At 67.7% G+C, this 25,915-nt stretch carries 21 protein-coding genes and 1 pseudogene; 10 read left to right on the top strand and 12 right to left on the bottom strand.

The genetic code is table 11. From position 1 onward, the window contains the following. The first annotated feature begins 165 nt into the window (after nucleotides 1–165). The 4 genes from BLA15945_RS06450 to BLA15945_RS06435 all read left to right on the top strand — a co-directional run bounded on the left by BLA15945_RS06450 (nucleotide 166) and on the right by BLA15945_RS06435 (nucleotide 6,017). Nucleotides 166–1,974 (top strand): alpha/beta hydrolase, encoded by a 1,809-nt coding sequence (locus BLA15945_RS06450; protein WP_174991829.1) that lies wholly within the window; start codon nucleotides 166–168, stop codon nucleotides 1,972–1,974. Nucleotides 1,975–2,086: 112 nt separating this feature from the next. Then, nucleotides 2,087–3,253 carry an acyltransferase family protein gene (locus BLA15945_RS06445; protein WP_174991828.1) on the top strand — a complete coding sequence of 389 codons (1,167 nt, stop codon included), beginning with the start codon at nucleotides 2,087–2,089 and terminating at the stop codon, nucleotides 3,251–3,253. A 163-nt stretch (nucleotides 3,254–3,416) separates the two neighbouring features. Further along, nucleotides 3,417–4,631, top strand: coding sequence for a glycosyltransferase family 4 protein (locus BLA15945_RS06440; protein WP_174991827.1), 1,215 nt, complete (start codon nucleotides 3,417–3,419; stop codon nucleotides 4,629–4,631). A 96-nt stretch (nucleotides 4,632–4,727) separates the two neighbouring features. Then, the gene (locus BLA15945_RS06435) at nucleotides 4,728–6,017 is read left to right on the top strand and encodes a glycoside hydrolase family 71/99 protein (RefSeq protein ID WP_174991826.1); all 1,290 of its coding nucleotides are present in this window, start codon (nucleotides 4,728–4,730) and stop codon (nucleotides 6,015–6,017) included. A 33-nt stretch (nucleotides 6,018–6,050) separates the two neighbouring features. Here the strand turns inward: BLA15945_RS06435 and BLA15945_RS06430 are convergent, their stop codons facing one another. Together BLA15945_RS06430 and BLA15945_RS06425 are read right to left on the bottom strand one after the other, a co-directional pair. Continuing rightward, a complete protein-coding gene (locus BLA15945_RS06430) occupies nucleotides 6,051–7,616 on the bottom strand; it encodes a mannose-1-phosphate guanylyltransferase/mannose-6-phosphate isomerase (RefSeq protein WP_174991825.1) in 1,566 nt (521 codons plus the stop codon). Next, nucleotides 7,613–8,197: a GNAT family protein gene (locus tag BLA15945_RS06425; RefSeq protein WP_059240744.1), complete on the bottom strand. Its 585-nt coding sequence runs from the start codon at nucleotides 8,195–8,197 to the stop codon at nucleotides 7,613–7,615. The genes BLA15945_RS06430 and BLA15945_RS06425 overlap by 4 nt, the downstream gene beginning before the upstream one ends. Before the next feature lie 1,340 nt (nucleotides 8,198–9,537). On the opposite strand from BLA15945_RS06425, the gene BLA15945_RS06420 reads away from it, so the two are divergent. Continuing rightward, on the top strand, nucleotides 9,538–10,929 hold the full coding sequence (locus BLA15945_RS06420) for a sigma-54 dependent transcriptional regulator (RefSeq protein WP_174991824.1): 1,392 nt from the start codon (nucleotides 9,538–9,540) through the stop codon (nucleotides 10,927–10,929). Nucleotides 10,930–10,969: 40 nt separating this feature from the next. Here BLA15945_RS06420 and BLA15945_RS06415 read toward each other — a convergent pair whose 3' ends face one another. The 6 genes from BLA15945_RS06415 to BLA15945_RS06390 form a co-directional block, all read right to left on the bottom strand. Next, the gene (locus BLA15945_RS06415) at nucleotides 10,970–13,423 is read right to left on the bottom strand and encodes a glycoside hydrolase family 2 protein (RefSeq protein ID WP_407045089.1); all 2,454 of its coding nucleotides are present in this window, start codon (nucleotides 13,421–13,423) and stop codon (nucleotides 10,970–10,972) included. Nucleotides 13,424–13,452: 29 nt separating this feature from the next. Beyond that, nucleotides 13,453–14,508, bottom strand: a complete 1,056-nt coding sequence (locus BLA15945_RS06410; protein WP_059240743.1) for a DUF1839 family protein — start codon at nucleotides 14,506–14,508, stop codon at nucleotides 13,453–13,455. Then, entirely contained in the window at nucleotides 14,505–15,479 is a 975-nt protein-coding gene (locus BLA15945_RS06405) for an amino acid--[acyl-carrier-protein] ligase (RefSeq protein ID WP_174991822.1), read from the bottom strand. Before BLA15945_RS06405 ends, BLA15945_RS06410 begins: the two co-directional genes overlap by 4 nt. Next, nucleotides 15,476–16,672, bottom strand: a complete 1,197-nt coding sequence (locus BLA15945_RS06400) for an acyl-CoA dehydrogenase family protein (protein WP_174991821.1) — start codon at nucleotides 16,670–16,672, stop codon at nucleotides 15,476–15,478. The genes BLA15945_RS06405 and BLA15945_RS06400 overlap by 4 nt, the downstream gene beginning before the upstream one ends. Then, nucleotides 16,669–16,920: an acyl carrier protein gene (locus BLA15945_RS06395; RefSeq protein ID WP_059240742.1), complete on the bottom strand. Its 252-nt coding sequence runs from the start codon at nucleotides 16,918–16,920 to the stop codon at nucleotides 16,669–16,671. The genes BLA15945_RS06400 and BLA15945_RS06395 overlap by 4 nt, the downstream gene beginning before the upstream one ends. 180 nt (nucleotides 16,921–17,100) lie before the next feature. After that, the gene (locus BLA15945_RS06390) at nucleotides 17,101–17,883 is read right to left on the bottom strand and encodes a Crp/Fnr family transcriptional regulator (protein WP_174991820.1); all 783 of its coding nucleotides are present in this window, start codon (nucleotides 17,881–17,883) and stop codon (nucleotides 17,101–17,103) included. Nucleotides 17,884–18,804: 921 nt separating this feature from the next. On the opposite strand from BLA15945_RS06390, the gene BLA15945_RS06385 reads away from it, so the two are divergent. Both BLA15945_RS06385 and BLA15945_RS06380 read left to right on the top strand, forming a co-directional pair. Further along, complete coding sequence (locus tag BLA15945_RS06385) at nucleotides 18,805–19,587, top strand: Crp/Fnr family transcriptional regulator (RefSeq protein ID WP_059240741.1); 783 nt, start codon at nucleotides 18,805–18,807, stop codon at nucleotides 19,585–19,587. An 11-nt stretch (nucleotides 19,588–19,598) separates the two neighbouring features. Continuing rightward, entirely contained in the window at nucleotides 19,599–21,005 is a 1,407-nt protein-coding gene (locus BLA15945_RS06380; protein WP_174991819.1) for an undecaprenyl-phosphate glucose phosphotransferase, read from the top strand. On the opposite strand, the gene BLA15945_RS06375 is transcribed toward BLA15945_RS06380, so the two are convergent. Next, nucleotides 20,918–21,394 (bottom strand): hypothetical protein, encoded by a 477-nt coding sequence (locus tag BLA15945_RS06375; protein WP_174991818.1) that lies wholly within the window; start codon nucleotides 21,392–21,394, stop codon nucleotides 20,918–20,920. The two genes, BLA15945_RS06380 and BLA15945_RS06375, sit on opposite strands and share 88 nt — an antisense overlap. Between BLA15945_RS06375 and BLA15945_RS06370 the strand changes: the two genes are divergently transcribed. Continuing rightward, the gene (locus BLA15945_RS06370; RefSeq protein WP_059241005.1) at nucleotides 21,393–21,785 is read left to right on the top strand and encodes a TraR/DksA family transcriptional regulator; all 393 of its coding nucleotides are present in this window, start codon (nucleotides 21,393–21,395) and stop codon (nucleotides 21,783–21,785) included. The two genes, BLA15945_RS06375 and BLA15945_RS06370, sit on opposite strands and share 2 nt — an antisense overlap. Before the next feature lie 149 nt (nucleotides 21,786–21,934). Further along, the gene (gene polX, locus BLA15945_RS06365) at nucleotides 21,935–23,701 is read left to right on the top strand and encodes a DNA polymerase/3'-5' exonuclease PolX (RefSeq protein ID WP_174991817.1); all 1,767 of its coding nucleotides are present in this window, start codon (nucleotides 21,935–21,937) and stop codon (nucleotides 23,699–23,701) included. Between the two features lie 53 nt (nucleotides 23,702–23,754). Here polX and ald read toward each other — a convergent pair whose 3' ends face one another. Beyond that, nucleotides 23,755–24,870 (bottom strand): alanine dehydrogenase, encoded by a 1,116-nt coding sequence (ald, locus tag BLA15945_RS06360; protein WP_174991816.1) that lies wholly within the window; start codon nucleotides 24,868–24,870, stop codon nucleotides 23,755–23,757. Nucleotides 24,871–25,157: 287 nt separating this feature from the next. On the opposite strand from ald, the gene BLA15945_RS06355 reads away from it, so the two are divergent. Next, on the top strand, nucleotides 25,158–25,574 hold the full coding sequence (locus tag BLA15945_RS06355; protein WP_174991815.1) for a DUF3995 domain-containing protein: 417 nt from the start codon (nucleotides 25,158–25,160) through the stop codon (nucleotides 25,572–25,574). A gap of 12 nt (nucleotides 25,575–25,586) precedes the next feature. Here the strand turns inward: BLA15945_RS06355 and BLA15945_RS38015 are convergent, their stop codons facing one another. Together BLA15945_RS38015 and BLA15945_RS38010 are read right to left on the bottom strand one after the other, a co-directional pair. Next, complete coding sequence (locus tag BLA15945_RS38015) at nucleotides 25,587–25,718, bottom strand: RNA 2'-phosphotransferase family protein (RefSeq protein ID WP_340625037.1); 132 nt, start codon at nucleotides 25,716–25,718, stop codon at nucleotides 25,587–25,589. Between the two features lie 94 nt (nucleotides 25,719–25,812). Further along, nucleotides 25,813–25,914: pseudogene (locus BLA15945_RS38010) on the bottom strand (hypothetical protein); the annotation flags it as partial. Nucleotide 25,915 lies beyond the last annotated feature (1 nt).

Genomic DNA, 25,915 nt, shown 5'->3' with positions numbered 1-25,915 from the left:
TGATCCGAACGGCTCGCGGCCGGCCGGCTTCCGGACCTTGCATGTGCAGCGGGGATGCCGGAAAGAGGAAAGGCTTCCGCGAGCGATTTGCCGTCCTGCGGCTGATCGATTCAGCAGTCCGGCCGAAGGACGCCGTACCCATTCTTCACCGATACCTAATAGAAAATGAGACCGATCATATTTGGCGGACGGTTCGGATGGCTGCATCCGGGCAACGGGACGCGGGGCGTCGTCCTGTGCAACGCTTACGGGCACGAATCCGTCTGGAGTCACGGCGGCATGCGGAACCTGGCGGACCGCCTGTCCGCGAGCGGGATGCCGGTGCTGCGTTTCGATTACCGCGGCACGGGCGATTCCGCCGGGGCGGACGGCGCGAGCGACCAGTTCGAGACGGCCGTCGACGACGTGTGCGCAGCCATCGCGCAATTGCGCGAGGCAACCGGCGTGACGCGGGTGACGCTGTGCGGCCTGCGCCTGGGCGCGGCATTCGCGCTGCTTGCGGCGAACTCGCGCGACGTGGATCAGCTCGTGTTGCTGGCGCCGGTGGCCAGCGGGCGCAGCTACGTGCGCGAGCTGTCGATCATGCGCAATATCTGGCTCGACCAGCTGGCCGCGCCATTGCGCGCGGCCCAGCCGAAAGACGCGCCGTTCAACGTGCTCGGACAGGTCTACAGTGCGGCGTTCCGGACGCGGCTCAATGCGTTCGACGCCGTCGACGCGTTGAAGGACGGCGCAGGCGCGCCGGCCTCGGGAACGCTGATCGTCGACGTGACGGCCGGCGCCAGCGAACCGCTGCAGAAGCGGCTCCAGGCGCTGGGCGGTACTGTCGAGCAACGGTCTTTCGACGGCTATGCGGCGTTCATGCAGGAAACGACTTTCTCGAGCATGCCGACGCGCGTTTTCGACGCGGTCGTCGACTGGATCGCGGCCACCGGGGGCCAGCACGACCCGGCGCCGCGCGCCGCGTCGAACCTGGACTGGGATGCTGGCCTGATGCTCCGGACGCCGGAAGCCTGCGAACGGCCGGTCCGGTTCGGCGTCGCCGGCCTGTTCGGCATCCTGTGCACACCGCACGCGTTGCACGACCGTGGGCCGGTGCTGCTGATCACGAACACGTCGGCGAGTCCGCATGTCGGCGACAGCCGGCTGTCGGTGCGGATCGCCCGCGAGCTCGCGCGCCGCGGCATCGCATCGCTGCGGTTCGACGGGCGCGGGATCGGCGACAGTGCGCCGGTGCGCGGCGACAGTGCGCCGGAAGACGCGCTTCAGCCGGTCTATTCGAGTGCCGTCGTCGAGGATGTCGCGACGGCTGCCCACTGGTTGAAGGAGCAGGGGTACCGGCAGGTCGTGTCCTTCGGCATCTGCTCGGGCGCGTACAGTGCGCTGCGTGCGGCGCTCGTGGGGCGGGCGCTGTCGGGCGTCATCTCGGTGAACCTGCAGCGTTTCCACATGCCCGACGGCATCTCGACCGACGCACTGCGCCAGCACCGCCCCAATTCGATGGCCGGTTACCGGTCGTCGTTCTTCGAACTGAAGAAATGGAAGCAGGTGCTGAGCGGCGACCGGAAGATCATGCCGTTCGTCCGGCTGGTGCTGAAGCGCATGGCGACGCTGGTGTCGGTCCGCACCGGCGCGTGGCGGCGCCGGATCGCCGGATGGTCGTGCGCGGAGACGATGCCGGTCGATCCGCATGACATCCTGCGCACCTTGCAGCGCAAGGAGGTAAGCACGCTGTTCGTCTGCGGCGGATTCGACAGCAGCCTCGACCTGATGACGATGTATTTCGGCCCGCGCGGAAAGCGGCTGTCGCGCTTCGCCGGCGCGCGCGCCGTCGTGCTCGACGATCTCGATCACAGCCTCTTCAGCGCGCATGCTGCCGAGGCCGTGGTCGGGTTGTGCAGCGAATTCGTCAAGGGGCTCGACGCGCGTCGCGCGACGACGGGGAGGATCGTCAACGCGGAATCGCCCGCGTGATCCGGGGCAGGCGGGGCTGTGTCAGATGTCGCACAGTCGGCGCGCAGGGGCGGTGATACGGTAACTCGCCTGTCTTCTGGCGAACCCGCCCGGCTTCTGCGCGACCCTTACGATGCCCTCCGAAAACACCGGACGTCTTGACCATATCGACGCGATGCGCGCCGTCGCGGTCCTGCTCGTCATCTGGACGCACTACGCCGAACGGTTCGCGGCGCTGGCGGGCGCCCAGCAGTGGCTCGACACGCTGCAGCGCTCCGTCAACTTCGGACGGATCGGCGTGGTGGTCTTCTTCGGCATCAGCGGCCTGCTGATTCCGGTCAGCCTGCGCGGCCCCGCCGGACCCGGCACGCGGCGCTTCCTGATCCGCCGCTTCCTGCGCTTGTATCCGGCATTCTGGCTGTCCATTCCGGTGGGCTGCGTCGTCTTCTGGACGTTGTTCGGCAAGCCGGTGAGCGCGGCGTTGCTGGTTGCCAACGCGACGATGATCCCGACCGCGTTCGGGCAGGAGCCGGTGATGGGCCATTACTGGACGCTCGAAACGGAACTGTATTTCTACGGGCTCTGCCTCGTGCTGTTCTGGTGGGGCGGGTTGCACCGGATGCGCGATCTCGCGCTCGCCTGCATCGCGCTGTGCGCGGTGTTCGTGATCACGCTCGGGTTGCGCGTTTTCCCCGAGAACACGCTGGGCCAGTACAAAGCGATGCCTTACCACCTTGCGATCATGTTCTGGGGCGCGTGTTTTCGTCAGGCCTACGACCGTCCGTTCGAAACGGTGCGCGTGACAGGGCGGCGCGGCGGACACGGCGGCGTCGCGTTGACGTACCGGTCCGTCGCGGGCCTGCTGACGGCGATGCTTATCGGCGTTGCGCTCGCCGGCGCTGCCAGCGACTGGCGGCATCGCAACATGGCTCATCTGCCGTCGTCGCTGGCGTATGTGGCCGGCATCGCGATCTTCGTGACGATGGCGACGGTATTGAAAATCCGCCTGCGCGTGATGGCGAAGCTGGGCGAGGTCAGTTATTCGATTTACCTGTTTCATGCGATCCCGCTGTTCGGGTTTTACTGGCTGTGCGAACACTACCGATGGACCGGGTGGCCGCTGGGCGTCTACATGATCGTTCCCGTCGTGCCGTTGATCGCATTGTCGTATGCAAGCTACCGGTATTGCGAAGCGCCCTGTGTGCGGCTCGCGCACCGCCTGACTGCGTCGCGGCAACGCGGCGACCTGCCGGCCGGCAATCGTCCGGTCAACGCGACGCAAGACCCGGTCCGCAACTGACCGGCCCGGACGATCGACGGCTTGAAACGGCAATCCCGGGTTGCCGACATGAATGGAATGGACCGTACGGAATGCAAATGATGATGACGAATGCGATGGTGGTTGACGGTTGCGGCGGCATGCCACGATGCCGGATTGTTCAACCTGTGTTCGGGATGCCGAATTGAACGGCTTCCCGTCGACCGGTTCCCGCGCGGAAACGACGCGCATCGTCGTGATCAACGACTACGCGAGAAAGGGCGGCGCGGAGGAGGTCTACCAGACTTCCATCGAAGTGCTGCGCAACATGCCGGACGTCGACGTGTACTCGTTCGACGAGACGAATTTCCCGTCGGGCGAAGGCTCGCTCACGCGCGGCTGGAACCGGGCCGCGGCGAGTGCGCTGGCGACGTTGCTCGACGAAGTGCGTCCGCATCGCGTTCTCGTGCACAACTACCACAATCTGCTGACGCAATCGATCCTGCCGGTACTCGCGCGGCGGCGCCGCGAGCAGGGCTTCCGCACGTATCTCACGTGCCACGACTACCATCTGGTCTTTTACAACCCGAATCTGCTGGCCTATCGCAACGGGCAACCGGTGCCCGTCCCGGTCGATGCGCTGTCGAATCCGGCGCGGCTGTTCGCGCTTGCGAGCCCGCGCGGGCGTCTCTACGACACGGTGAAGAAGCTGCACTGGCATGCCGTGTACGCATACTGCAATCCGCGAAACGTATTCGACCTGTTCCTGTGCCCGAGTCCCTACATGCGCACGGCGCTGGCGCAGCGAGGCATCACGAAAAGCGCATTGTTGCCGAACCCGGTGAGCACGCTGGCCGAGCCGTTTCCGCCGCGCGTATGCGATCGCGAACGGTTCGATCTGGCCTACGTGGGGCGCCTCGATGCGGAGAAGGGTATCCACGAGTTCATCGAACTGGCGCGCCAGACGGATTTCCGTCGTATCGGCAGCCTGACGCTCTACGGCGACGGGACGCAGCGCGCGCAGCTCGAAACGCGCCACCAGGATCTGGTGCAGGCCGGCCGGCTGCGCTTTGCGGGCCGGCTCGGCCACGGCGAGCTGTTTCATGCGCTGCGCGCTCACGATGCGCTGGTGCTGCCGTCCGTCTGGGCCGAGAACGCGCCGCTCGTGGTGGTCGAGGCCGCCACGCTGGGGTTGCCGGTGCTCGCGCACGAAATCGGCAGCCTGGCGACGTTCGGCAGCGAGATCGGCAACAAGATCCTGTACCGGAATTCGCCGGCCGGCCTGACGAGCGCGCTCGACGAGTTGAACCGTCACTTGCGCACCGCCGGCCGGCACTACGATTGTTCGGCCTACACAACGTCGCGCTACGCGGCGCAGCTTGCGTCGTGGCTGGAGCTCGGCGGGCACCCTGGCCGCTAGGGCGCGACGCGGAGGCGTCGCATCGGACAAGGCCAGCACGACCATACGGGCCGCGCGCGCGCCGCGCGGCCGCGATACTCACGCAAGAGGAATGTCATGCGGGCATTGAGACGCATCGCGGCGGTGGCGCTGGGCGCACTGGCGTTGTCGGCCGGTCGCGGCTATGGCCATGACAGCGGGCGGGTGGCGGAGATCGCGCCGGCCAATACGTCCGGCAGCCGCGATTTCAAGGGATCGTCGAACGGGCTGCTCGCCGGCACGTCGTCGATATCGAAAGTCGACGTGCATACGTTGCTGTATCCGGGCAGCACGACGCAGGTGCTGGCCCACTACCTGCCGTGGTGGGGTCCCGACCCGCGCGGCGTGAACGTCGGCTATCGATCCGACGATCCGCACCAGGCCTTCCGTACCTTCGCCGACATGCGTTCGAGAGGCATCGACGGTGTGATCGTCGACTGGTACGGCGAGGGGCATTTCGTCGACACGGCCTGGCGGGCGTCCCTGCCCGAACTGGCGAAATTTCCCGGGATGACGTTCTCGATCATGATCGACAGCGGCTCCTTCAAGTTCAATGCGTGCCGCGGCTGCGACCTGACCGGGACGATCCTGCACAACCTGGCGTACATCAGCCGCGAATACTTCACGTCGGATCAGTATCTGCGTTACGACGGCCATCCGGTCGTGTCCGAGTTCGGGATGGATGCGGTCGGGAAGGCCGACTGGGCGCGCATTCACGCGGCGTACCCCGACATCTACTGGATTCATACGCTCGCGCAAGGCTTCGATCTTCCGTACAGCAAGGGCGCGTATGTCTGGGCGCAACCGTCGTCGTGGGCCACGCCGCAAGCCACCGGCACGCGGCACGACCTGCTGTATCGCGAGCGTTTCTACACCATCGCGCGCAACCAGCCGCCCGGGACGATTACGGTCGGTGGCGCGTGGAGCGGGTTCGACGATACGAAGGCATCGTGGGGCGCCGCGGCGCCGCGATTTCTTGCGCCATCGTGCGGCCGGACCTGGCTCGACACGTTCAGGAGCATCAACGAGCGCTACAGCGTGCGGCAGCAGCTGCCGTTCGTCCAGCTGATCACGTGGAACGACTACGAGGAGGGCAGCGCGCTCGAAACCGGCATCGCCAGTTGCACCGCGATCGACGCGCAGCCGGTGGGCGCGAGCGTGACCGTCCGGATCACCCATCCGGACACCGTGGACCATCTCGAGCTGTACGAGCAGGTCGGCGACGCGACGTTCAGGCTGGCGGGCCGCTATCCGGCCGATGCGACGAGCCTCCCGCTTCCGGATGGCCGCGCGGGTACCTATTTCATCAAGGCGGTGGGCAAACCGTTCATCGAGAACGTCGTGTCGGCGGCGATCGTCGTGCGCTGACGCACGCGGGGCCTGCGGGCGCCGGCCGCGCGGTCAGCGCGCATCGTTCGCCGTCGGCAGCGCGAGCGCGGGCGGCGTCGGCGCATCCGGTTCCGGCGGTGCGCAGGTCGGCCGGCCATACTGGTCGTCGAAGCGGACGATATCGTCTTCGCCGAGATAGTCGCCCGATTGCACCTCGATGATTTCGAGCGGAATCCGGCCGGGGTTCTCGAGACGATGCACTTCGCCGACCGCGATATACGTCGACTCGTTCTCGCAGAGCAGGAACGTCTCGTTGCCGCGCGTCACCTTCGCGGTGCCGCGCACGACGATCCAGTGCTCGGCGCGGTGATAGTGCATTTGCAGCGACAGCCGCTTGCCGGGCTCGACGACGATCCGCTTCACCTGGAAGCGCTCGCCGAGATCGATCGAATCGTAATGACCCCACGGCCGTTGCACCTTGCGGTGCTCGCTCGCCTGCGGGCGCCGGTCGGTCTTCAGGCGCGCGACGATGTTCTTCACGCGCTGCACGTCGTGCTTGTTCGCGACCAGCACCGCATCGGGCGTCTCGATCACCACGACATCCCTCATCCCGACGCAGGCGACGAGGCGGCCCTCCGAGCGCACGAGGCTGTCCTGCGTGTCCTCGAACACGATCGGGCCGCGTGCGACGTTGCCGTGGTCGTCCTTCGGCATGATTTCCCAGATCGCGTCCCACGTGCCGACGTCCGACCAGCCGGCCGCGAGCGGCACCACGATGCCTTCGATGCCGAGTTCGCCGTGCTCCGCGAGGCGCTCCATCACCGCGTAGTCGATCGAATCCGACGGGCACGCGTCGAAGGCCGCCGCATCGATCCGGAAGAACGGATCGTCGGCGACACCCGCGCGCCAGGCCGCTTCGCAGGCCGCGTGGATATCCGGTGCGAGCGCACCGATCGCCGTCAGCCAGACCGAGGCGCGCGTGACGAAGATCCCGCTGTTCCACCAGTAGTCGCCCGATTGCAGGTAGCGCTCGGCGAGCACCGCGTCGGGTTTTTCGACGAAACGCCCGATCGCGTAGCCGCCTTGGCCGCCGTGGCTGCCGGTGCGCGGCTCGCCGACCTGGATGTAGCCGTAGCCGGTCTCCGCGCGACGCGGCAGCACGCCGAGCGTGACGATCGCGCCTTCCTGCGCGTAACGTGCCGCGCGTGCGATCGCGTCCTGAAACGCACCGACGTCGACGATCACGTGATCGGCCGGCATCACCGCGAGCACCGGATCGTCCGCGAGGGCGCTCGCGTCGAGTGCGGCAAGCGTCAATGCGGGCGCGGTGTTGCGCGCGGCCGGTTCGAGCAGGATGCGGGCCGGCGCCGAGCGGCCGAGCACCTGCTCCGCGCTCATGAAGCGATGCTGCTCGCCGCACACCAGCAGCAGCGTGTCGCCGAGCGATGCATTGGTGATGCCGTTCAGGCGGCGCGCGGTCGCCGACAGCGGCGACTCGTTCGAGATCAGCTCGATCAGCTGCTTCGGATACTGCTCGCGCGACAGCGGCCACAGCCGCGTGCCGGAGCCGCCGGCGAGGATCACCGGCAGGATGCTCGGCAGATCGGGTTCGGGAACCGGGCGAAGGGTGCGGGTCATCGGTTGGCTCCGGTATCGGCGGGCAGCCGGCTGTGAGCGCGCCCGTCCGCATGCGTGTCGTCGCTGCGCGAGCGCGAGGCCGACACGGCCCGGGACAGCAGGTGGCGCAGTGTGCCGGCCGCGCGGTCGGCCGACCGGACCAGGCCGACGAACGGCGCACCCTGTTCGAGATACGGGCCGTAGGCCTTGCGGAAACCGAAACGCTTGTAGAACGCCTGACGCGGCGCGGGGACGTGCGTGCGCACGGCGGTGTCCGGCCACGCGGCCTGCGCGGCCGCGAGCGCGCGTCCGATCAGCCGCTCGAGCGTGTCGTCGTCGCGACAGTGCTCGCTCGTCAGTACCTTGTCGATCACGACGTCCGGATCGATGTCGTCGCCGGGCAGGATGCGCGCGTAGGCCGCGACTTCCGTCGTGTCGCCGTCGCGCACGCTCGCATAGACATGCAGCGCGCCTGCGTCCTTGCCGTCGATGTCGAGATGCGTGTGCGCGTCCTCGACCACCAGCACGGCGTTGCGCGCGCGCAGGATTGCATAGAGATCGACGGCGCTCAGATGTTCGAATTCACAACAATGCCATTCCATGATGCGGTCCTCGCGTGATGCCTTCGGCACGCCGCGCCGCACGGACGCGATCGTTCCGTGCTGCGCGGCGATCTTCATCATCCGGCTGCGCGGCGCACCGGTCTGTTCGAAAGCGTACTCACGCTCCGGATCCGCGCTGCCGGCGCGGGATGCGGGGCGATGCGCGCGCCGCGGGAGTGTCGCAATGTGCGGTAGCACACATCGTCGAGGCCGGCGCTTTTTCATAATTGATTCATCGTGGCGGCCCGCGGCGATGCGCGGCTGGCTGACATCGCATGCGAATGACGCACCCGGGGGCAGGACTTGAAGATTGCGATCGTTCACGACGGACCGGTCGTGCATGACGGTGCCGGCCGTGGCGCTGGCTGCGTTGGCCTCGTCGAATTCCATCGGAACCCTGCGTGCCTGAGCGGCACGTACGTCCTCCGTCCACAAGCTGCCGTTCGCGCGCAGATGTGGCCGCAGCAATTTGCCGTTGCGTCCGCTCGCGGCGGGCCCCGCGATCTGAACGGTCACGGCCGCGTGTCGCCGCCGGTGTGCCGGGGGCATGCTGCATTGCGGGAAGCGGCGGCCGGCGCCACCGGTTTCTCGCCGTGCAACGGCATGTCGCCGCAAAATGGCAGGCACGGGCCCGGCATTGCAAGCAGGCGGCGTGCCGCGACGCGGTTGATTACGACGTGTAACGGCCGAGCGTGCCGCATGCCGCTGCGATGCGAGGCGGCGGCCCGGCGGTGCGCGTGATTATGCGGTGCGTGGCATGCGGTGCCGGCCGTTTTCGGGGATTTCGACGAGAATCGCAGGCAATCGGCAGTGCCAATCTTGCGGAAAAGTAGTATTTGCCACTGATTGACGGCAATGGTCGTAGATAATCAAATCTCAGTGATCAAATACGCATGGCGCGGGGTGACCGGTGGTGTAACCGCCTGATTCAGGATTATCTTTTGGTAACAAGACCATCTCGAAACGGGGTGTAAATTCAGGGGCGAATGAAATGGGGCAGTCAATCCGCGTGCGGTTTGGCGGCCATCCGGTTCAGCATCGGGCGCGACTGTCGTGTACGACGCGACGCACATGCGGACGGCATTTCCGTTTGCCGTGGTGTCCTGCCTGACGGCGGGTCGTTTCAAAGCCGGAATGTCGCGACTCCCGCAGCCGCGCATTCCGTTCGAGTTCGATGACAACGAGGCCGGATGACATCCGGCTCGACCTCCGGGGGTTCTCGCCGTGTGCAGTTTCGATCTTCGCCAAGGCTGCGGAAACGCAGCGCGGACAGGTGGCCATGCGCCGCCGGCCGCAGCGCACGCGAACGGTTCGCGGAGTGGAGATAGTGATGGTTCGTTATGAATATGCCAATAACGCGCGATAAGAGCGCCGGCGCGGGGAGCGGTAACGGGCAACGTCCGCTGATCTACTGGACGCAGGCGCCGTCCGTGATGCTGCGAAAAGAACTGTCGCGCCGCGACTGGAAGGTGTCGATCGTCGCGCATGCGAACGAGTTGCGCGACACGTCCGGTGAAATCACCTGCGGCATCCTCGACCTGAGCGGCGGTCATGCCGATGCGATCGGCAGCATCGCGTCGACCTGCGCGTCGATGCGAGACGTCGTCTGGGTGGCGCTCGTGGACGTCGGCCAGACCGCGTCGCCGAACGTGCGCGCGCTGTTGCGCGACTACTGCTTCGACTACGTCACGTTGCCCGCGTCGCACCAGCGGATCGCCGATACGGTCGGCCACGCGTACGGCATGGAATGCCTGTTCGCACGCGATCGCGAGCAGCTCGAATCGGAAGAAAAGGGCATCGTCGGCACCTGCAGCGCGATGCTGCGGCTGTTCGATACGGTGCGGCGTTTCGCGCGCACCGACGCACCGGTGTTCGTGTTCGGCGAAACAGGAACGGGCAAGGAACTGACGGCCGTCGCGATTCATCGTCATTCGGAGCGGCGCAACGGCCCGTTCGTCGCGGTCAATTGCGGCGCGATTCCGCCGCATCTGCTGCAATCCGAACTGTTCGGCTATGAGCGCGGCGCGTTTACCGGCGCGAATGCGCGCAAGATCGGTTATGTCGAAGCCGCGAACGGCGGCACGCTGTTGCTCGACGAGATCGGCGATCTGCCGCACGAGAGCCAGGCGAGCCTGCTGCGTTTTTTGCAGGAGCGTGCGATCCATCGTCTCGGCGGCAGCGATCCGGTGCCGGTCGACGTCCGGATCGTATCGGCGACGCACGTCGACCTGCGCGACGCGATGGAGGAGGGGCGTTTTCGTGCCGACCTGTTCCACCGCCTGTGCGTGATGCGCATCGACCAGCCGCCGCTGCGCGCACGCGGCAAGGACATCGAACTGCTCGCGCATCACATGCTCGAGCGCTTCCGCGGCGACGCGCGCCATCGCGTGCGCGGGTTCTCGACGGATGCGATCACGGCACTCTACAAGCACGACTGGCCGGGCAATGTCCGCGAACTGATCAACCGCGTGCGCCGCGCGGTCGTGATGACCGAGGGGCGCCTGATCACCGCGCAGGACCTCGAACTCGAATACTGTCTCGACGCGGCGTCGCCGTCGGTGGCGGACATCCGCAAGTCGATCGAGCGCGAGGCGATCGAAACCGCGTTGCTGCGCACGCGCGGGCGCGTCGCGGCTTCCGCGCGCGAACTCGGCGTGTCGCGCGCAACGCTGTATCGCTGGATGGAGGCGTACGGCATCGAGCGGCCGCGCGGGACGGGCTCGTCCGACTGAGATTCGACGGCGCGACGCTCGCGGGGCCGCGCGCGTCGCGTCAATCCGCCTGCGTGGCGCGCACCGCGCGCGCGGCGTTCACGGCGCGGATGTCCACCGCAGGCGGTACGTTGGCGTCAGCGGCCGGTTGCTTTCCGCCGGTTCCCAGCGGCATGAGCGCGATGCGCGCCGGCATGCCGGGCGCGAGATGGAACCAGTCGTCGCTCGGCATGAAACCCGGTGCGTCGATTTGCACATGGCGCGCAACGTGCCGCGTGTCGATGTCGACGTGCCAGGTATCGCCGGTGCGCGACACGCATGCCTCGATGCCGGGTTCGCGGCGCGCCAGCACGGCCGGATGCGTGCGGGACGGGAAATGGAACGCCTGCGACAGCAGCGTGCCGTCGTCGGCGCGAAGCGTCGCGACGACCGTATCGTGTTCGCAGGGCCCGAAACGGTACGCGTAGGTCCAGTCGAAGAAACGGCCGAGCAACTCGGCCGAGCCGAGCCGCACCGTATCGTGCGCGGCGATCCGCACCGGGCAGCCGGCCCGCGCGACCGGCGTGCGGCCGTCGCGCAGCGCGACCAGCTCGATCGCAGCCGACAGCGGCGCCGGGCGCTCGTTGATCACATGCACGTCGAGCCCGTTCAAGCCTTCGTCGACGAGCAGCACCTGAACCGGCTGCAGCACCTGGCGCAGTGCGTACCACGCCGATTTCGGCCGGTGCGCGGCGTCGATCACGCCCCATCCGGCGCCCGGCATCGCATCGAGGAACTGCCACACGAGTGCGCCGGCGCACCGCGAGCCGGCCCGTCGCCATTCGGAAAACGTCTCGCGCATCAGGTCAGCGATCACCGCGCGCGACAGTTCGAAGTAGCGGGCCGGATCCTCACGCCGCAGCCGGTCAGGCGCAACGTCGTACAGCGTTTGCAGGTAGTGGTCGCGGATATCGTCGAAATCCCACGACGTGCCGGGGTCGCGCGGCACGGCCGCCTTCCAGCGCGGCTCGTGCACGCCCGGCCAGCCGAGTTCGGCGAGCGTTGCATCGCACGGTACGTTCGCGAACGCGAGGCATTCGCTCGCGAAGCGCACGTCCGCGCGGCGCGCGTCGTCGAGCGGGCGCAGGTAGGCGCCGACGCCGTAGTAGTGCGACACGCGTTCGCGCGGCGTGAACGGCAGCACGCCGCCGTCGGGCGAATCGGGCACGTACGGGACATCGGGGCGGTGCGCGGCCGCGTGGCCGGCCAGCCGGTCGGCGGTCAGCTCGACGAAGCGCTGCTTCGGCCCGAGCCCCGACATCGCCGCCTGCTGCGCGATCTCGCTGCCGCCGCACAGCACCGCAAGCGACGGCGATGCGCGATGACGCACGAGGAATTGACTCGCTTCGCGATCGATGTCGCCCGCGAACGCGGGATCGTCGAGCGCGTAGTCGAAGTTCGCGAACATGAAGTCTTGCCAGACCAGCAGGCCGAGCCGGTCGCACCACGCATGGAACGCGTCGGCTTCGTAGGTCATCGTGCCGCCGACGCGGATCATGTTGAAGCCGGCGTCGCGCGCGAGCCCGAGCAGGCGGCCGTAAGTCGCGTCGTCCGCGTGCAGCGCGAGCGGCGCGGCGCTGCTCCAGCACGCGCCCCGCGCGAACACGGGCACGCCGTTGATGCGCAGCCCGAAGCCCTTGCCGTCGGCACCGGTGTCGATCTCGATCGTGCGGAAGCCCGTCGAGCCGAGCGGCCGGCGTGCGTCGCCGAGATGCAGCGTGACCGCGTAGAGGGCCGGCTCGCCGTGCGTATGCGGCCACCAGCGACGCACGTTCGGTACCGCGACGCTCGCGCGCAGCCGGTCGGCGCCGGCCCGTTCGAGCGTCGCGTGATGTTCGCCGCACGACAGCCGCGCGGCGAGCGTGTCGGGCAGCGGTGCGGCGAACGTCAGTTCCGCGTCGAGCCAGCCCGTGTCGCCTTCGACGCGCGCGTGCAGGTTGCAATCGGCGAGAACGGGCCCGTCGGCCGGATCGAGCACGTCGACCGGGCGCCACGGGCCAGCCGGCACATACGGCGGGAACCAGCCGGGCATGTGCCCGAACAGCGACGTGCGGACCGTGCGCAGCACGGCCGGCTCGGCCAGCCGCGTGCGCCAACGCGCACGGCGCGGCGCGCGCGCGTCGCGCAGGTGCGGCGCGAGTGCGCGGAAACAGAGGGTCAGCCGGTGTGTGCCGTCGAGCGACACGGGGATGTCGTGCGCGACGAACATGCTGTCCGAGCGGAGGAGTGGCGTGTCGTCGAGCCACGCCTGCGCGAGCGTCGCGAGGCCGTGGAAGCGCAGGATGCGCGGCCCGCGCCCGCGCAATTCGATCCGGTACCAGTGGTCGCGCTCGTCGAGCGACCCGGCTTCGTCGAGCCGGCCGGCCAGCGCAAGCGCCTGCGCGACCGTGCCGGGCACCGGCGCCGCGATCCAGCCGCCGTGGTCGGCCGGAAGGTCGCGTGGTGCCTGCAGGGCGCCCGCGGCCGTCGCCAGCATCGACCATGCGGGCAGGGTCCGCGCGCGCGTCACCGCATGGCCGGCACGGGGGCCGCGTCGTAATGGACGGGCGTCACGTGGCGCAGCGGCGAACCGATTTGCCGCGCGCACGCGACGACGTCCGCATACGCGGCCTCGATGGCTTCGAGTGTCGAATCGCCGCGCTCTTCCTTGCCGCGCGCGCAGGCGCGCGCGAGCCGGAATTCCAGCACCATCGCTTCGGACGCGATGCGATCGCACGCGGCGCGGATCTCGGCGAACGGTCCGACGCAGCCGCTGGCCTGCAGCCAGCGGGCATAGTGGCCGAACAGTTCGAAGTTCGCGCCGAGCTGCCGCACCGAGTTGAACGAATACGCATGGAAGTGTTCGAGCGGCGAATCGGCGAGGGTCCGCGCATCGGTCTGCAACTGCCGCCGGAATGCCGCGATCGGATCGACGACCGGCAGGCGCCGCAGGTGGCGCTGCAGCGCGGCGAGCGACGCTTCGCAGAGCGCGCGTTCGTCGAGTGGCGCAAAGCGTCGCTTCGCGCACTCGACGTACGGCGGCAGCGTCATCGGCGAACTGGCGCCGACGAGCCCGTTGTAGTCGAAATCCTCGGCGACGTAATAGCCGCTGTTGTGGAAATAGCCGATCTGGCGTTTCGCACGGTCGATCGCGTCGATGCCGATCGTCGTCTTCGTGTGCTGCGTGCGGTAGCTGCTGCCGCGCGTGTCGGGCAGGAACCATGCGTCGACCTCGACGATCATCAGGTGCCCGCGCGCGACCTGCGTTTCGATGTGCTGGTCGAGCGGTTCGTAGATCGAATGTTCCTGCACGACGATCCCGTAGAGCCGCTCCAGCTCGTCGTGCGGAAACTTGAAGAACGTGAACTGGTCGCCCTCGAAATCGAGCGCGATCGTAAACGGCAGTGCCGCATACGGATTGAAGCCCCACCACCGGAGCACCTCGAGCCACATGTCGACGTAGCAGTTGGTCTGTTTCCAGACCATCTCCTGGCTGTGCAGCGGGTGTGGCCGGTAGTGGCGCGCGCGGTGGCGCACGTCCTCGAACGACGCGTCTTCGCCGTCGCGGGAAACGAATCTCATGGCGTGCCCCACAGCACGTCGCGGACTTCGCGCGGCCATGCGTCGATATCGAATCCGTGGTGGCGGAACAGCGCGAGCGTGAGCCGTTCGAGGCCGAAGCCGACGCAGCCCGTGTGCGCGACGTCGTCCGTCGCGGTGCGGATGTCCCACAGCAGCCCGAAGTGGTCCATGTGATAGTTGAAACTCAGGCACGCGGTCTGGCGGCCGTCGTGCTCGATCGGGATCAGCAGCTCGAACTTCAGGTTCTGCTCGCGCTGGCTGTTCGCGACGATCTTGCCGCCGCGCCCGAAGAACGGATCGTTCGCGAGGTCGATCGCGTTCGGCAGGCGCAGCGCGTCGATCATGCGCGTGCCGCGCTCGATCCACGTTTCACGGAACGCGACGATCTGCTCGGGCGTGCCGATCCGCACGTACTCGCGCATCCTGAACAGCTGCATGCGGGTCGGGTCGAGCGACGGCTCGTGACGGAAGCAGTACGAGAACACGTCGACGATCCGGCCGTCGGCGGGCAGCGCGCCCGCGCGCGCGACGACCGGATAGACCGGGTAGCACGCGGCCGGCGTCATCACGACGTAGGTCGGCTTCTGGTTTTCCGTCCAGTCGTCGCCGCGATCGAGGCATTGCAGCACGCGCTGGTGCTGTCGTTCGTCGCCGCAGAACGCGTGCACGCTGCCCGCGAGCTGCGGGAAGCTCTTCATGTATTCGCTACGTTCGAATTCGGGGCGGCTCATCGCCGGCGGGAAACGCAGCACTTCGGCCTGTTGGTCAGCCCCGAGGCGCGTGACGAACGCGTCGAGCGCTTCGACGACGCGCTCGAACCGTTCGCTGCGGCCGAACAGGCCCTGGATGCCGGTCGAGACCAGCAGGCCGGCGTCGATCAGTTCGTCGCGCAGCGGGTTGACGCCCGCACGGTCGAGCGGTGCGTCGGCGGGAAGGGAGGCGGTGGAGGGCACGGCGAGGCGGTCGTTCACGTATGTTTCTCCAGCGTCGCAGGACGCAGCGCGAGCAGCAGGCTCGCAGTGTTGGCGGCAATGCGGTCGTTGCTGATCATCAGCGGCGCCGCGTGCAGGTCGCGAATGTGGCGGCCGATGCTGAACGGCGAGCCTTGCTTGTAGCCGGCCATCCCGCAGATCATCATCGCCTGGTGCGCGACTTCGAGCGCGCTCGCCGACACGTAGGTCTTCAGCGTGTTGATCTCGGCGGCCCAGGCCATGCCGGCCGACCACGAGCGGGCCGACGCGTTCGCATGGAGGCGCAGCACGTTGTCGACGCGGGCCTGCATCGCCTGCATCAGCGCGAGCGATTCGGCGATGCGGCGCGCCGCGGGCGACGGTGCGCTGTCGGTCTGGCGAGCCTGCGCGCGGAAGAACTGGTGTGCGCGATGGAACGCGTCGCCGGCCACGCCGATCCAGACCGCGGCCCACAGGATGTGCGAGACCGGCACCATCGTTTCTTCGGCGATCTTCGCGAACGGCACCGGCAGGCACTGCACGGCGGCGCCCTGCGCGTCGAGCTCGAAGCCGTTGCTGCACGTGCCGCGCATCCCGAGCGTGTCCCATTCGCCGCGGCGCGTGAGCGTATAGCCGTCGCGCAGCAGCGTGACGAGCACCTGCTCGGACGCTGGTGCGTCCGCGTCGCGCCGCGCGGTCGCGAGGATGCCGTCCGCATAGTCGCCGTACGAGATCGTCGGCGCGGATTTGCGCAGCCGGAACCCGCCGCCGTCGGTTTCGAGCGCGCACTGGCTCGCGCGCAGGTTGCCGCCGACGCCGTCTTCCGACGTGGCCGACGCGAGCAGCCACTGGTGGCGCACGAGCTGCTGCAGGAACAGCTTGTGCCAGCCCTGGTCGGCGGCGTGGCTGACGATGCAGGCGACCTGGATCTGGTGCATCGCGAACACCATCGCCGACGATGCGCACGCCTGGCCGAGGATCGAACAGGCCGACGCAATGTCGTCCAGCGACGCGCCTGCGCCGCCGAGATGGGTCGGGACCATCGCGCCGAGCAGCCGGCGCGCGCGCATCGCCTCGATCGCCTCGACGGGGCAGCGCGCGTCGCGATCGACCGCATCCGCATGCTGGGCGGCGATCTGCGCGACGGCGTGCGCGGCCTCGTCGAGCCGATGCGAATCGCTGTCGGCCGCGAGTTCGGGGAGCAGCGCGCTCATGCGGAATGCTCGGTGCGTTGCAGCGTGGCGATGGTGTCCGCGAGTGCGTCGATGCTGCGGAACAGGTTGCGGTTCAGCATCTCGTCGGGAATCTCGATGTTGAACTGCTTCTCGATCGCGAGCATCAGCTGGATCGTGTCGAGCGAGGAGAGGCCCGCTGCGTAGAGGTCGTCCCCGTCGCCGATCGAATCGATCGCGGCTTCGAGATGGGCGACGTGCTTCAGGATGGTTCTGATTTCGTTTTTCACGTGCTGCTCCGGCGTGCGTGGTGTCGTCCGCTCGGGCAAACGCGCGATAGGCGCTGACGTCCCCCCGGCAGTCCGGCATCAGTAGACCATTGGCAGGCACGACGTTCTGTTCGCCACCCTACAAACAGCTAACCCGGAACCCGGACGGCGCCGCGGCGCCGTTCCGGTCCGGCACGCCAATCAGGCGCGCGAGGCGGCCGGTACGCCCGAATCGGCCGACAGGATGCGCTTCATCTCGTCGCGCACGATCGCGCGGCAGCCGCACGACATCTTTTCGAGGCCGTCGAGGTCGGCGAGCTCGATCGAGCTTCGGTATTGCCGGATCAGGCCGAGCTTCTGGATTTCGCCGGCGGCATCCGTGACCGTCTCGCGCCGCACGCCGAGCATTTGCGCCAGCATGCTGTGCGTGACCTGGATCTCGATGCTGCGCGTGCGGTCGAACGCGAGCAGGAACCATCGGCATAACTGATGTTTCAGCACGTGATGGCGGCTGCAGAACGTGATCTGCGAGACCTGCGCCATCAGCAGCCGCACGCAGACGAACACGAGGTGACGGATCACCGGCGATGCATCGAACGCGGCGGCGAACACGCGCCGGTCGAGCCGGTAGACGAAGCCGTCGCGGCATGCGACCGCCCGGCAGGGCATCCGGCCGCTGCCGCCGATCACGTCGTCGCAAACCACGCTCTCGCTGCCGATCTCCGCGACCTCCAGCGTCATGCCGCTGGACGACACGTACTGCAGCGAAATCGCGGTCGTGACGGGCAGGTAGACCGCGGCAAGCATTTCGCCGGGTTCGCAGAGCACTTGCCCCGATTTCAGGTGAACCAGTTGAAGGTGGGGCGTGAGCGTGGCGAGCTCGTCGCGGTCGATGGCCGCGAGAAACCGGTTGGCTTCGAAGCTGTGGGAAAGCTCGATCATGCCGTTCGCGTACGCGACGGCGTCAGGGGCCTGGTGAGTCACGGCACATCCTCGCAGGGTGGCGGTCGCGCGTCGTCGCGGCGATATCCCCGGGCGGGAATTTCGCACGATCGTGCGGACTTGTGTTCATCGAAAACAGAATGACGATGCTGGCAAAAAGGCTAGCACGCAATTGAATTCAGGCAATTGCGCATGACGTCATTTCACAAAGTTTGACGATTGCGATTGGGTGAAAACGTCATGCGGATTTAATGATTCATTTTCATGGAATTAATCATCGGGAAATGGAATGGCCTGCGTTCCTGTCATTCAGCTCCGAGCGGGAATCAATCGCGCAATGCCGCGCATCGTACTGCGAAAGTGTCGGTTGGACATTGAACATTATTTGACAAATAAACGGGTGTTGAAAGATTGTTTATTTAAATCAATGGCTTGCGTGGAATATGTGCGGTAGGTGACAGAGCCGGATATGAGTGCGTCGATTCAGGCCTGAGACAGTTTCAAACGAGCGTGTGAAGCGTGGCGGCGCTCGAAAATACCGCCCGGTTCATCACGGAAACAATTGAAAATCGACTGTAAGTAATTGACCGGTAAGCGTTGCGGGGCAATGCGGTTGTGCCGCCGCGACGTGCGGGAATTAGTCAGTCGAATGGCGTTCTGTGTCCATCGCATGGAAGAGTGTCCGGAAATGAGACGCTTTTTACGGTTTGAGGCCGGTTATTCGGCCGATTTAAATCGGATGTGATTCATATATTAAGGATGGGCGGGTATTGGCACGTAAATCGCTTATTCGGGCTCGCGTGCCGAAACGGGACGGTCGACTCAATCCGGTGATGACAAGCCGACGGTCAGTCGGATTCAGGGTTGTGGGCCGCAACCGCTGTCAACGTCCGGGCGCGCATCGCGATAACGAGTTCCGTGCATGCGGCTGCAGGCGGCGCGGACAATAAAAGGGATACAGACATGCTTCATCTTCACTCGAGCTACTCGGCGAATGCCATCCTCGCTGCCCTCCCGGAGGACAGCATCCGCACCATCGCACCGCATCTCGAACTGGTCAGGATCAAGGCCGGGATGCTCGACCGGGTCGGCGAGCCGATGCGCCATCTGCATTTTCCGACGACGGCGATGATGTCGGTGCAGCACCTGATGGAGGATGGTGCGATGGTCGAGGTGGCGGTGGTCGGCCGCGAAGGCGTGGTCGGGCTGGGGACGCTGGTCGGGGGCGTCGCGGCGTCGAACCGGGTCGAGGTGCGCATCGGCGGGATGGCCTATCGTGTGCCGAGTTGCGTGATGCGCGCCGAGTTCGAGCGATCGCCGCAGACGTACCGGCTGCTGCTCAACTACTGCCAGGCGGCGATGGCGCAGATCTCGCGCAGCGCACTGTGCAACCGGCATCACTCGGTCGGCGAGCAGTTGAGCCGCTGGCTGCTGCTCGCGCACGACCGTATCGACGGCGACGAGCTGGCCGTCACGCAGCAGACGATCGCGAACATGCTCGGCGTGCGGCGCGAGGGCGTGACGGAGGCAGCCGGGAACCTGCAGGAAGCCGGGCTGATCCGGCAGCGCCGCGGCCGCATCACGGTGCTCGATCGCGACGGCCTCGAACATCACGCGTGCGAATGTTACGACCTGATCCGCGCCGACTATCGTCGCTTGCTCGGCACGCGCGGGAATGTGCGGCCGGCGCCGGTTCGCCCGCGCCTGCAGGAGGGGCGTTGCGGATTTCCGGCACATGGTGCGTGACGATGCCGTCGATGTCCGGTGGAACGAATGCGATGCGGCGTGCCGCGATCGCGGCGGCCGACGTCGTGCTCGTGCTGGCCGGGGCGCTTGCCGCGCAGGCGGCGTCGGGGCTGGCGTGGCGCGAACTGTCCGACGCGCAGCGCGGCGCGATCGCGCTGCTGTGTGTGCTGACGGTGGCGCTGCTGCCGCGCTACCTGCGCACCGTGCGCGGCGGCGTGGCGGCGCAGGGCGGCGCGCACGTGCTGACGCAGACGATGGTGGCGGTCGTGTGCGCGAGCGTGCTGACGGTGGCCGCCGCGATGTGGATCATGAATCGCGGCGGCACGGTCACGACCCGCTGGATCGTGCGCACGGTGCTGGCCGGCGACACGGCGCTGCTGCTCGGCCGCGCGGCGCTGCTGGCCCTTGCGCTCACGCGTGACGGTCCGCGCGCACGGCAGCGCCGCGTCGCTGTCGTCGGGGCAACCGCATACGGGCGCGTGGCAATCGAGCGGATGCAGCTCGCGCCGAATGGCCCGTTCGTGGCCGCATGCGTATTCGACGACGATGCCCAGGTTGCCGCGGGCGGCATCGGCGGCGTCCCGGTGATCGACGACTGGAACGCGTTGCGCGACCTGATTCGCGGCGGCGGGATCGACGAGGTGTGGCTCACGTTGCCGATGTCGCATGAATGGCGGATCCAGCGCATCGTGCGCGAGTTGCGCGACGAATTCGTCGAGTTGCGGCTGTTGCCCGACGTCCGGCAGATGGCGGTCGTCGATCGCTCCGCGACCGACGTCCTCGGCATGCCGGCGATCAATCTCGCGACCACGCCGCGCGCGGCGCCGGAGCTGTGGGCGAAGTTCGCGTTCGACCGGCTGTTCGCGTTCGGCGTGTTGATTCCGTTGCTGCCGCTGCTGTCGATGCTGGCGATCGCGGTCAAGCTGTCGTCGCCGGGGCCTGTGCTGTTCAGGCAGCGCCGCAAGGGTGTCGACGGCCGCGAGTTCGACATCCTGAAGTTCAGGACGATGCGCGTGCATCGCGCGCAGCCGGGCGTCGTGCGGCAGGCGTCGCGCAACGATGCGCGCATCACGCGCGTCGGCGCGTTCCTGCGGCGCACGTCGCTCGACGAGCTGCCGCAGTTCTTTAACGTGCTGTTCGGGCAGATGTCGGTGGTGGGCCCGCGTCCGCACGCGATCGAACACGACGACTTCTATCGGCAACTGATCGATTGCTACATGTACCGCTACCGCGTGCGCCCGGGCATCACCGGGTGGGCACAGGTGAACGGCTATCGCGGCGAGACCCGCAAGGTCGAGGCGATGGCCGCGCGCGTGAAGTTCGACCTGTTCTACATGCAGAACTGGAGCTTCTGGTTCGACATGAAGATCATCTTGCTGACGGTCGTGCGCGGCTTCATCGGGCGCAATGCTTTCTGAGGATGACGAATCATTGAGGAGGCGGCGCGCTGCGCGAGCGATCCGGTCGACGGATGGATGCCGGGCCGCGCGTCGAAGAAGCAATGGGGCCGTACGGAAAATTGCTGCGCTGCGGTTGCGCCGACGGGCTGCGCGGCGAGCGTGGCCGGCCGCGATTTCGCGTCCGTCCCCAGTTTTCGCGCGCCGGCCGCGCGCGCGACCGGCGGGCTGATTCCGGTCAACACACGCGTGTTCAATGGGTTTATCCTGCGTCGAAGGCGTCCGGTGCTTCGTGCTGCCGGGCGCACATCCGGACGCGGCAGCGGCGGTGGCGCCTGCCTGCCGCGCACCGGCGCGATACCGCGCGCCGCATTTTTCCGCGCGGAACCCGGAACAGGAGAGACGGCCATGTCGCTCGACCAACAACAACGGCAGACGCTCAAACAGCGGCTGAACGAGAGCGAGCAGGCGCTGCGTGCGGAGATCCGCACGAGCGAAGACCATCGTGCGTCGGAATCCTATGCGGACCTTGCCGGCGCGGCGCCGGACGAAGGCGACGAGGCGAACGCGGATCTGTTCGTCGACGTCGATCATGCATTGATCGGCATGAAGCTGACCGAACTGCGCGCGATCGGCCGTGCGCAGCAGCGGATGCGCGACGGCAGTTACGGCGAATGCATCGACTGCGACAGCTCGGTCGGCTACGAGCGCCTGCTGGCGCGCCCGACCGCCGAACGCTGCACGCATTGCCAGTCGATCTACGAGCGGCACTACGCGACGACACCGCGCGCGTCGCTCTGACGTCGCGGCCGCAACGGCGCTGCACGCGGCGCGCCGGCGGCGTACGATGACGAACGGGCGCCCGGCGGCGTCGACATGCGGCGCCGGGCGGGCAGACGCCGTCGCGCACGCGTGCGGCGCCATCCACGTGGAAGGGAGCCACGCCGATCATGCCGATCCACAATGCCGAGTGCGCGGCCGTGTTCGCCGAGATCGCCGACATGCTCGAGATCCAGGGCGCCAATCCGTTTCGCGTGCGGGCGTACCGCAATGCCGCGCGGACGATTGCCGACTACGGTCGCGATATCCCGGCGATGATCGCGAACGGCGACGATCTCGGGAAGATTCCGTCGATCGGGCCTGATCTCGCATCGAAGCTGCGCGAGATCGCCGCGACCGGTACCTGCGAACTGCAGCAGACGCTGCGCCAGGCGCTGCCGGGCGCGATCGTCGAGCTGCTCGATGTGCCGGGGCTCGGTGCCAAGCGCGTGAAGGCGCTGCATGACGCGCTGCACGTCGATTCGCTCGAACAGCTGCGCGCCGAAGCGAAGAGCGGGCATGTGCGCGAACTGCCGGGCTTCGGCGCAAAGACCGAGGCCCATCTGCTCGAAGCGATCGACGACCGCCTGCAGCGCGGACCGCAGCGCTTCCTGCTGCCCGACGCCGCGCATGCGCTGATGCCGTTGCTCGAACGCCTGCGTGCGGTCGCCGGCGTCGCCAAGGTCATACCGGCCGGCAGTTTCCGCCGCCGCCGCGAGACGGTCGGCGATCTCGACATCCTCGTTACCGCGAGCGACCCGGTGGCGGTTGCCGAAGCGTTCGTCGGCTACGGCGACGTGGCGCGCGTGCTCGCGCACGGCAAGACGAAATCGAGCGTCGTGCTCGCCAGCGGGTTGCAGGTCGACCTGCGGGTGGTCGATGCCGATGCGTTCGGTGCGACGCTCGTCTACTTCACGGGATCGAAGGCGCACAACATCGCGCTGCGCAGGATCGCGCAGGCCGGCGGCCTGAAGATCAACGAATACGGCGTGTTTCGCGGCGACGAGCGGATTGCCGGCGACACGGAGGCATCGGTGTACGCCGCCATCGGGCTGCACGACGTGCCGCCCGAACTGCGCGAGGATCGCGGCGAGATCGACGCGTCGCGTGCCGGCACGCTGCCGGCGCTGGTCGAGCGCAAGCACGTCCGTGGCGACCTGCATGCGCATACCGACGTGTCGGCCGGTCGCGACAGCCTGCGCGCGATGGCCGATGCGGCCCGTGCGCGCGGGCTTGCGTACCTGGCCGTCACCGACCGCGCACCGCCTGCCGGCGGCGGCCGCAACGACTTCGACTGGCTCGCGCGGCAGCTCGACGAGATCGATCGCGTCAACGCGTCGTTCGACGATTTCGTGCTGCTCAAGGGCGTGGAAGCCGGCATTCGCGAGGACGGCAGTCTCGACGTGCCCGATGCGATGCTCGGCCGGCTCGATCTCGTGGTCGGTGCGGTGCGCGACGGCTTCGACCTGCCGCGCGACGCGCAGACCGGGCGGATGCTGCGCGCGATGGACCATCCGCATTTCACGATTCTCGCGCACCCGACCGGCCGCGTGCTCGGCGAGCGCGACGCATGCGAACTCGACGTGCCGCGCGTGATCGCGCAGGCCGCGGCGCGCGGCTGCTTCGTCGAGCTCGATGCACAGCCGCGGCGGCTCGATCTGCCGGACATCTGGTGCCGCGAGGCTGCGCAGGCCGGCGTGGCGGTCGCGATCGGTTCGGATGCGTGCAGTGGCGACGAACTCGACAATCTCGCGTATGGGGTCGATCAGGCGCGACGCGGCTGGCTCACGCGGCAGGATGTGCTGAACACGCGCACGCTCGCGCAACTGCGGCCGTTGCTGGCCCGCACGATGGGCGCGGGCGGCGGGGCGAAGCGGAGCCGGTCGAAGGGCGCGTGAACGCGGCCGGCGGCGCGTGCCGCCAGCCGTGCATCCAGGTCAGGCCGGCACGGTCATGCCAGCACGCCGGCCGCCGGTACGTAGGGCAGGCCGAGCGCCTGCGCGACCGCTTCGTACGTGATGTGCCCGTCGCAGACGTTCAGCCCCGCGCGCAGATGCGGATCGTCGGTCATCGCCTGTTTCCAGCCCTTGTCGGCGAGCGCGAGCGCGTGCCCGAGCGTCGCGTTGTTCAGCGCGAAGGTCGACGTGCGCGCGACGGCACCGGGCATGTTCGCGACGCAGTAGTGCACGACGCCGTCGACGACGAAGGTCGGATCCGCGTGCGTCGTCGCGTGCGATGTCTCGAAGCATCCGCCCTGGTCGATCGCGACGTCGACGACGACCGCGCCGGTACGCATCGTCGCGATCATGTCGCGCGTGACGAGCCGCGGCGCCGATGCGCCCGGCACGAGCACCGCGCCGATCACGACGTCGGCATCGCGTACGGCTTCGTCGACCGTATGCGCATTCGAACAGACCGTCGCGATCCGGTTGGCGAACACGAGGTCGAGCTGGCGCAACCGGTTCACGTTGTTGTCGAGCACGGTGACGCGCGCGCCGAGGCCCACCGCCATCTGCAGCGCGCCGGTGCCCACGACGCCCGCGCCGAGCACGACGACATGCGCGGCCGGTACGCCGGGCACGCCGGCCATCAACAGGCCGCGGCCGCCGCGCGGGCTTTCGAGGTGGGTCGCCGCAACCTGGATCGACATGCGTCCGGCCACTTCGCTCATCGGCGCGAGCAGCGGCAGGCCGCCGCCGGGGCCCGTCACGGTTTCGTACGCGATGCAGACCGCGCCGGATTTCACCAGCGCAGCCGCCTGGTCGGGATCGGGCGCGAGATGCAGGTACGTATAGAGGATCTGGCCGCGCCGCAGCATCGCGCATTCGGCCGGCTGCGGCTCCTTGACCTTGATGATCATGTCGGCCCGCGCGAAGATTTCGTCGGCGCCGTCGCCGAGCGTCGCGCCCGCGGCCGTGTAGTCGTCGTCGAGCAGGCCGATCGCCGTGCCCGCACCGCGCTGCACGAGTACGCGATGGCCGTGCCGCGTGAGTTCACGCGCGCCGGCCGGCGTGAGGCCGACGCGGTATTCGTGGTTCTTGATCTCTTTCGGCACACCGATCAGCATGAGTCGCCTCCTTGGCCTTCGTTATCGTTGTCGTGCGGGCAGCCGGTTGCGCAGCGGCGTGCCGGCGCAGCACTGGAATAACAGGGTAGTAGTGCGCGGAGGGAAGTCAAGCGGCCGGCCTCCGCGGCGATGCGTGCGCACTGCATCGCACCATGCGCTGCCGCGGGTTGCGACCGGACGTCGCAATGCACGCCATGCCGGGTTTCGGTATCGTCATGCGTGGCGCGGGCCGGGGCCGCGTGCCGGAACCGTTCCGGCAGAACAACGAGACGAGGACATTTACCGACATGACCGGTGCGTATTTCAGCGTGCCGACGCTTTGCGCGATCGCGCTCGTGCACGTCTACTGGGCGTTGGGCGGGCGGCGCGGCAAGCGTGCGGCGATTCCGGAACAGGATGGCGTGCCGCTGCTGCGGCCGACCGCCATTGGCACGCTTGCCGTCGCGGTGGCACTGCTGGGCGGTGCGTGCGTGGTTGCCGCGCGGGCGGGCTGGCTGGGGCGCAACGCGTATCCCGGCACGATCGCATTCGCAGTCGTTGCGTTCGCACTGATTTTCGCGGTGCGTGCCGTCGGCGATTTTCGCTACGTCGGCTTCTTCAAGCGGATTCGCGGGTCGCGTTTCGCGCGGATGGACACGCTGTATTACTCGCCGCTTTGCGCGGCGCTGTCGCTGTCGATCGCGTCGATGTTCTGGCCGTGGTGAGGGGCGGACGGTTCAGCCCGCCTGCGTACCGATCGCCGTAAGGCAATCGGCCGGCACGGCATCGGTTAGCCAGACGCCGTTTTCGGCGACGAAGAACGCGTGGCCCTGCCGGTGCATGCGTTGCGCAGCGACTTCGAGAATCACCGGCACGCCGTAGCGCGCGCCGACAGCCAGCGCAGTCCGGATGTCGGCACGACAGGTGCACGTGATGCCGGGTGCCGGGTTTCAGTCCTTGTGCACGAATCGAATCCAGGAAGCGTGTCGCCGTGCCGTGATAGAGGCGCTCGGGCGGTTGCACGGCCGGATACCGGCGCGGAACAAACGCGCCCGCGACCTTCATC

The sequence above is a fragment of the Burkholderia arboris genome, from assembly GCF_902499125.1.
In the GTDB taxonomy this organism is placed as follows: Bacteria; Pseudomonadota; Gammaproteobacteria; order Burkholderiales; family Burkholderiaceae; genus Burkholderia; species Burkholderia arboris.
The sequence above is the reverse complement of the archived record's forward strand: the minus strand, read 5'-3'. Positions and strand labels throughout refer to the sequence as shown.

Bases quoted from the DNA above. Each gene is read 5' to 3' on its own strand.
- BLA15945_RS06450 (WP_174991829.1), top strand. From the start codon at position 166: ATGAGACCGATCATATTTGGCGGACGGTTCGGATGGCTGCATCCGGGC.
- BLA15945_RS06445 (WP_174991828.1), top strand. From the start codon at position 2,087: ATGCCCTCCGAAAACACCGGACGTCTTGACCATATCGACGCGATGCGC.
- BLA15945_RS06435 (WP_174991826.1), top strand. From the start codon at position 4,728: ATGCGGGCATTGAGACGCATCGCGGCGGTGGCGCTGGGCGCACTGGCG.
- BLA15945_RS06430 (WP_174991825.1), bottom strand. From the start codon at position 7,616: ATGACCCGCACCCTTCGCCCGGTTCCCGAACCCGATCTGCCGAGCATC.
- BLA15945_RS06425 (WP_059240744.1), bottom strand. From the start codon at position 8,197: ATGGAATGGCATTGTTGTGAATTCGAACATCTGAGCGCCGTCGATCTC.
- BLA15945_RS06420 (WP_174991824.1), top strand. From the start codon at position 9,538: ATGAATATGCCAATAACGCGCGATAAGAGCGCCGGCGCGGGGAGCGGT.
- BLA15945_RS06415 (WP_407045089.1), bottom strand. From the start codon at position 13,423: ATGCTGGCGACGGCCGCGGGCGCCCTGCAGGCACCACGCGACCTTCCG.
- BLA15945_RS06410 (WP_059240743.1), bottom strand. From the start codon at position 14,508: ATGAGATTCGTTTCCCGCGACGGCGAAGACGCGTCGTTCGAGGACGTG.
- BLA15945_RS06400 (WP_174991821.1), bottom strand. From the start codon at position 16,672: ATGAGCGCGCTGCTCCCCGAACTCGCGGCCGACAGCGATTCGCATCGG.
- BLA15945_RS06385 (WP_059240741.1), top strand. From the start codon at position 18,805: ATGCTTCATCTTCACTCGAGCTACTCGGCGAATGCCATCCTCGCTGCC.
- BLA15945_RS06380 (WP_174991819.1), top strand. From the start codon at position 19,599: ATGTCCGGTGGAACGAATGCGATGCGGCGTGCCGCGATCGCGGCGGCC.
- BLA15945_RS06370 (WP_059241005.1), top strand. From the start codon at position 21,393: ATGTCGCTCGACCAACAACAACGGCAGACGCTCAAACAGCGGCTGAAC.
- BLA15945_RS06375 (WP_174991818.1), bottom strand. From the start codon at position 21,394: ATGGCCGTCTCTCCTGTTCCGGGTTCCGCGCGGAAAAATGCGGCGCGC.
- polX (WP_174991817.1), top strand. From the start codon at position 21,935: ATGCCGATCCACAATGCCGAGTGCGCGGCCGTGTTCGCCGAGATCGCC.
- ald (WP_174991816.1), bottom strand. From the start codon at position 24,870: ATGCTGATCGGTGTGCCGAAAGAGATCAAGAACCACGAATACCGCGTC.
- BLA15945_RS06355 (WP_174991815.1), top strand. From the start codon at position 25,158: ATGACCGGTGCGTATTTCAGCGTGCCGACGCTTTGCGCGATCGCGCTC.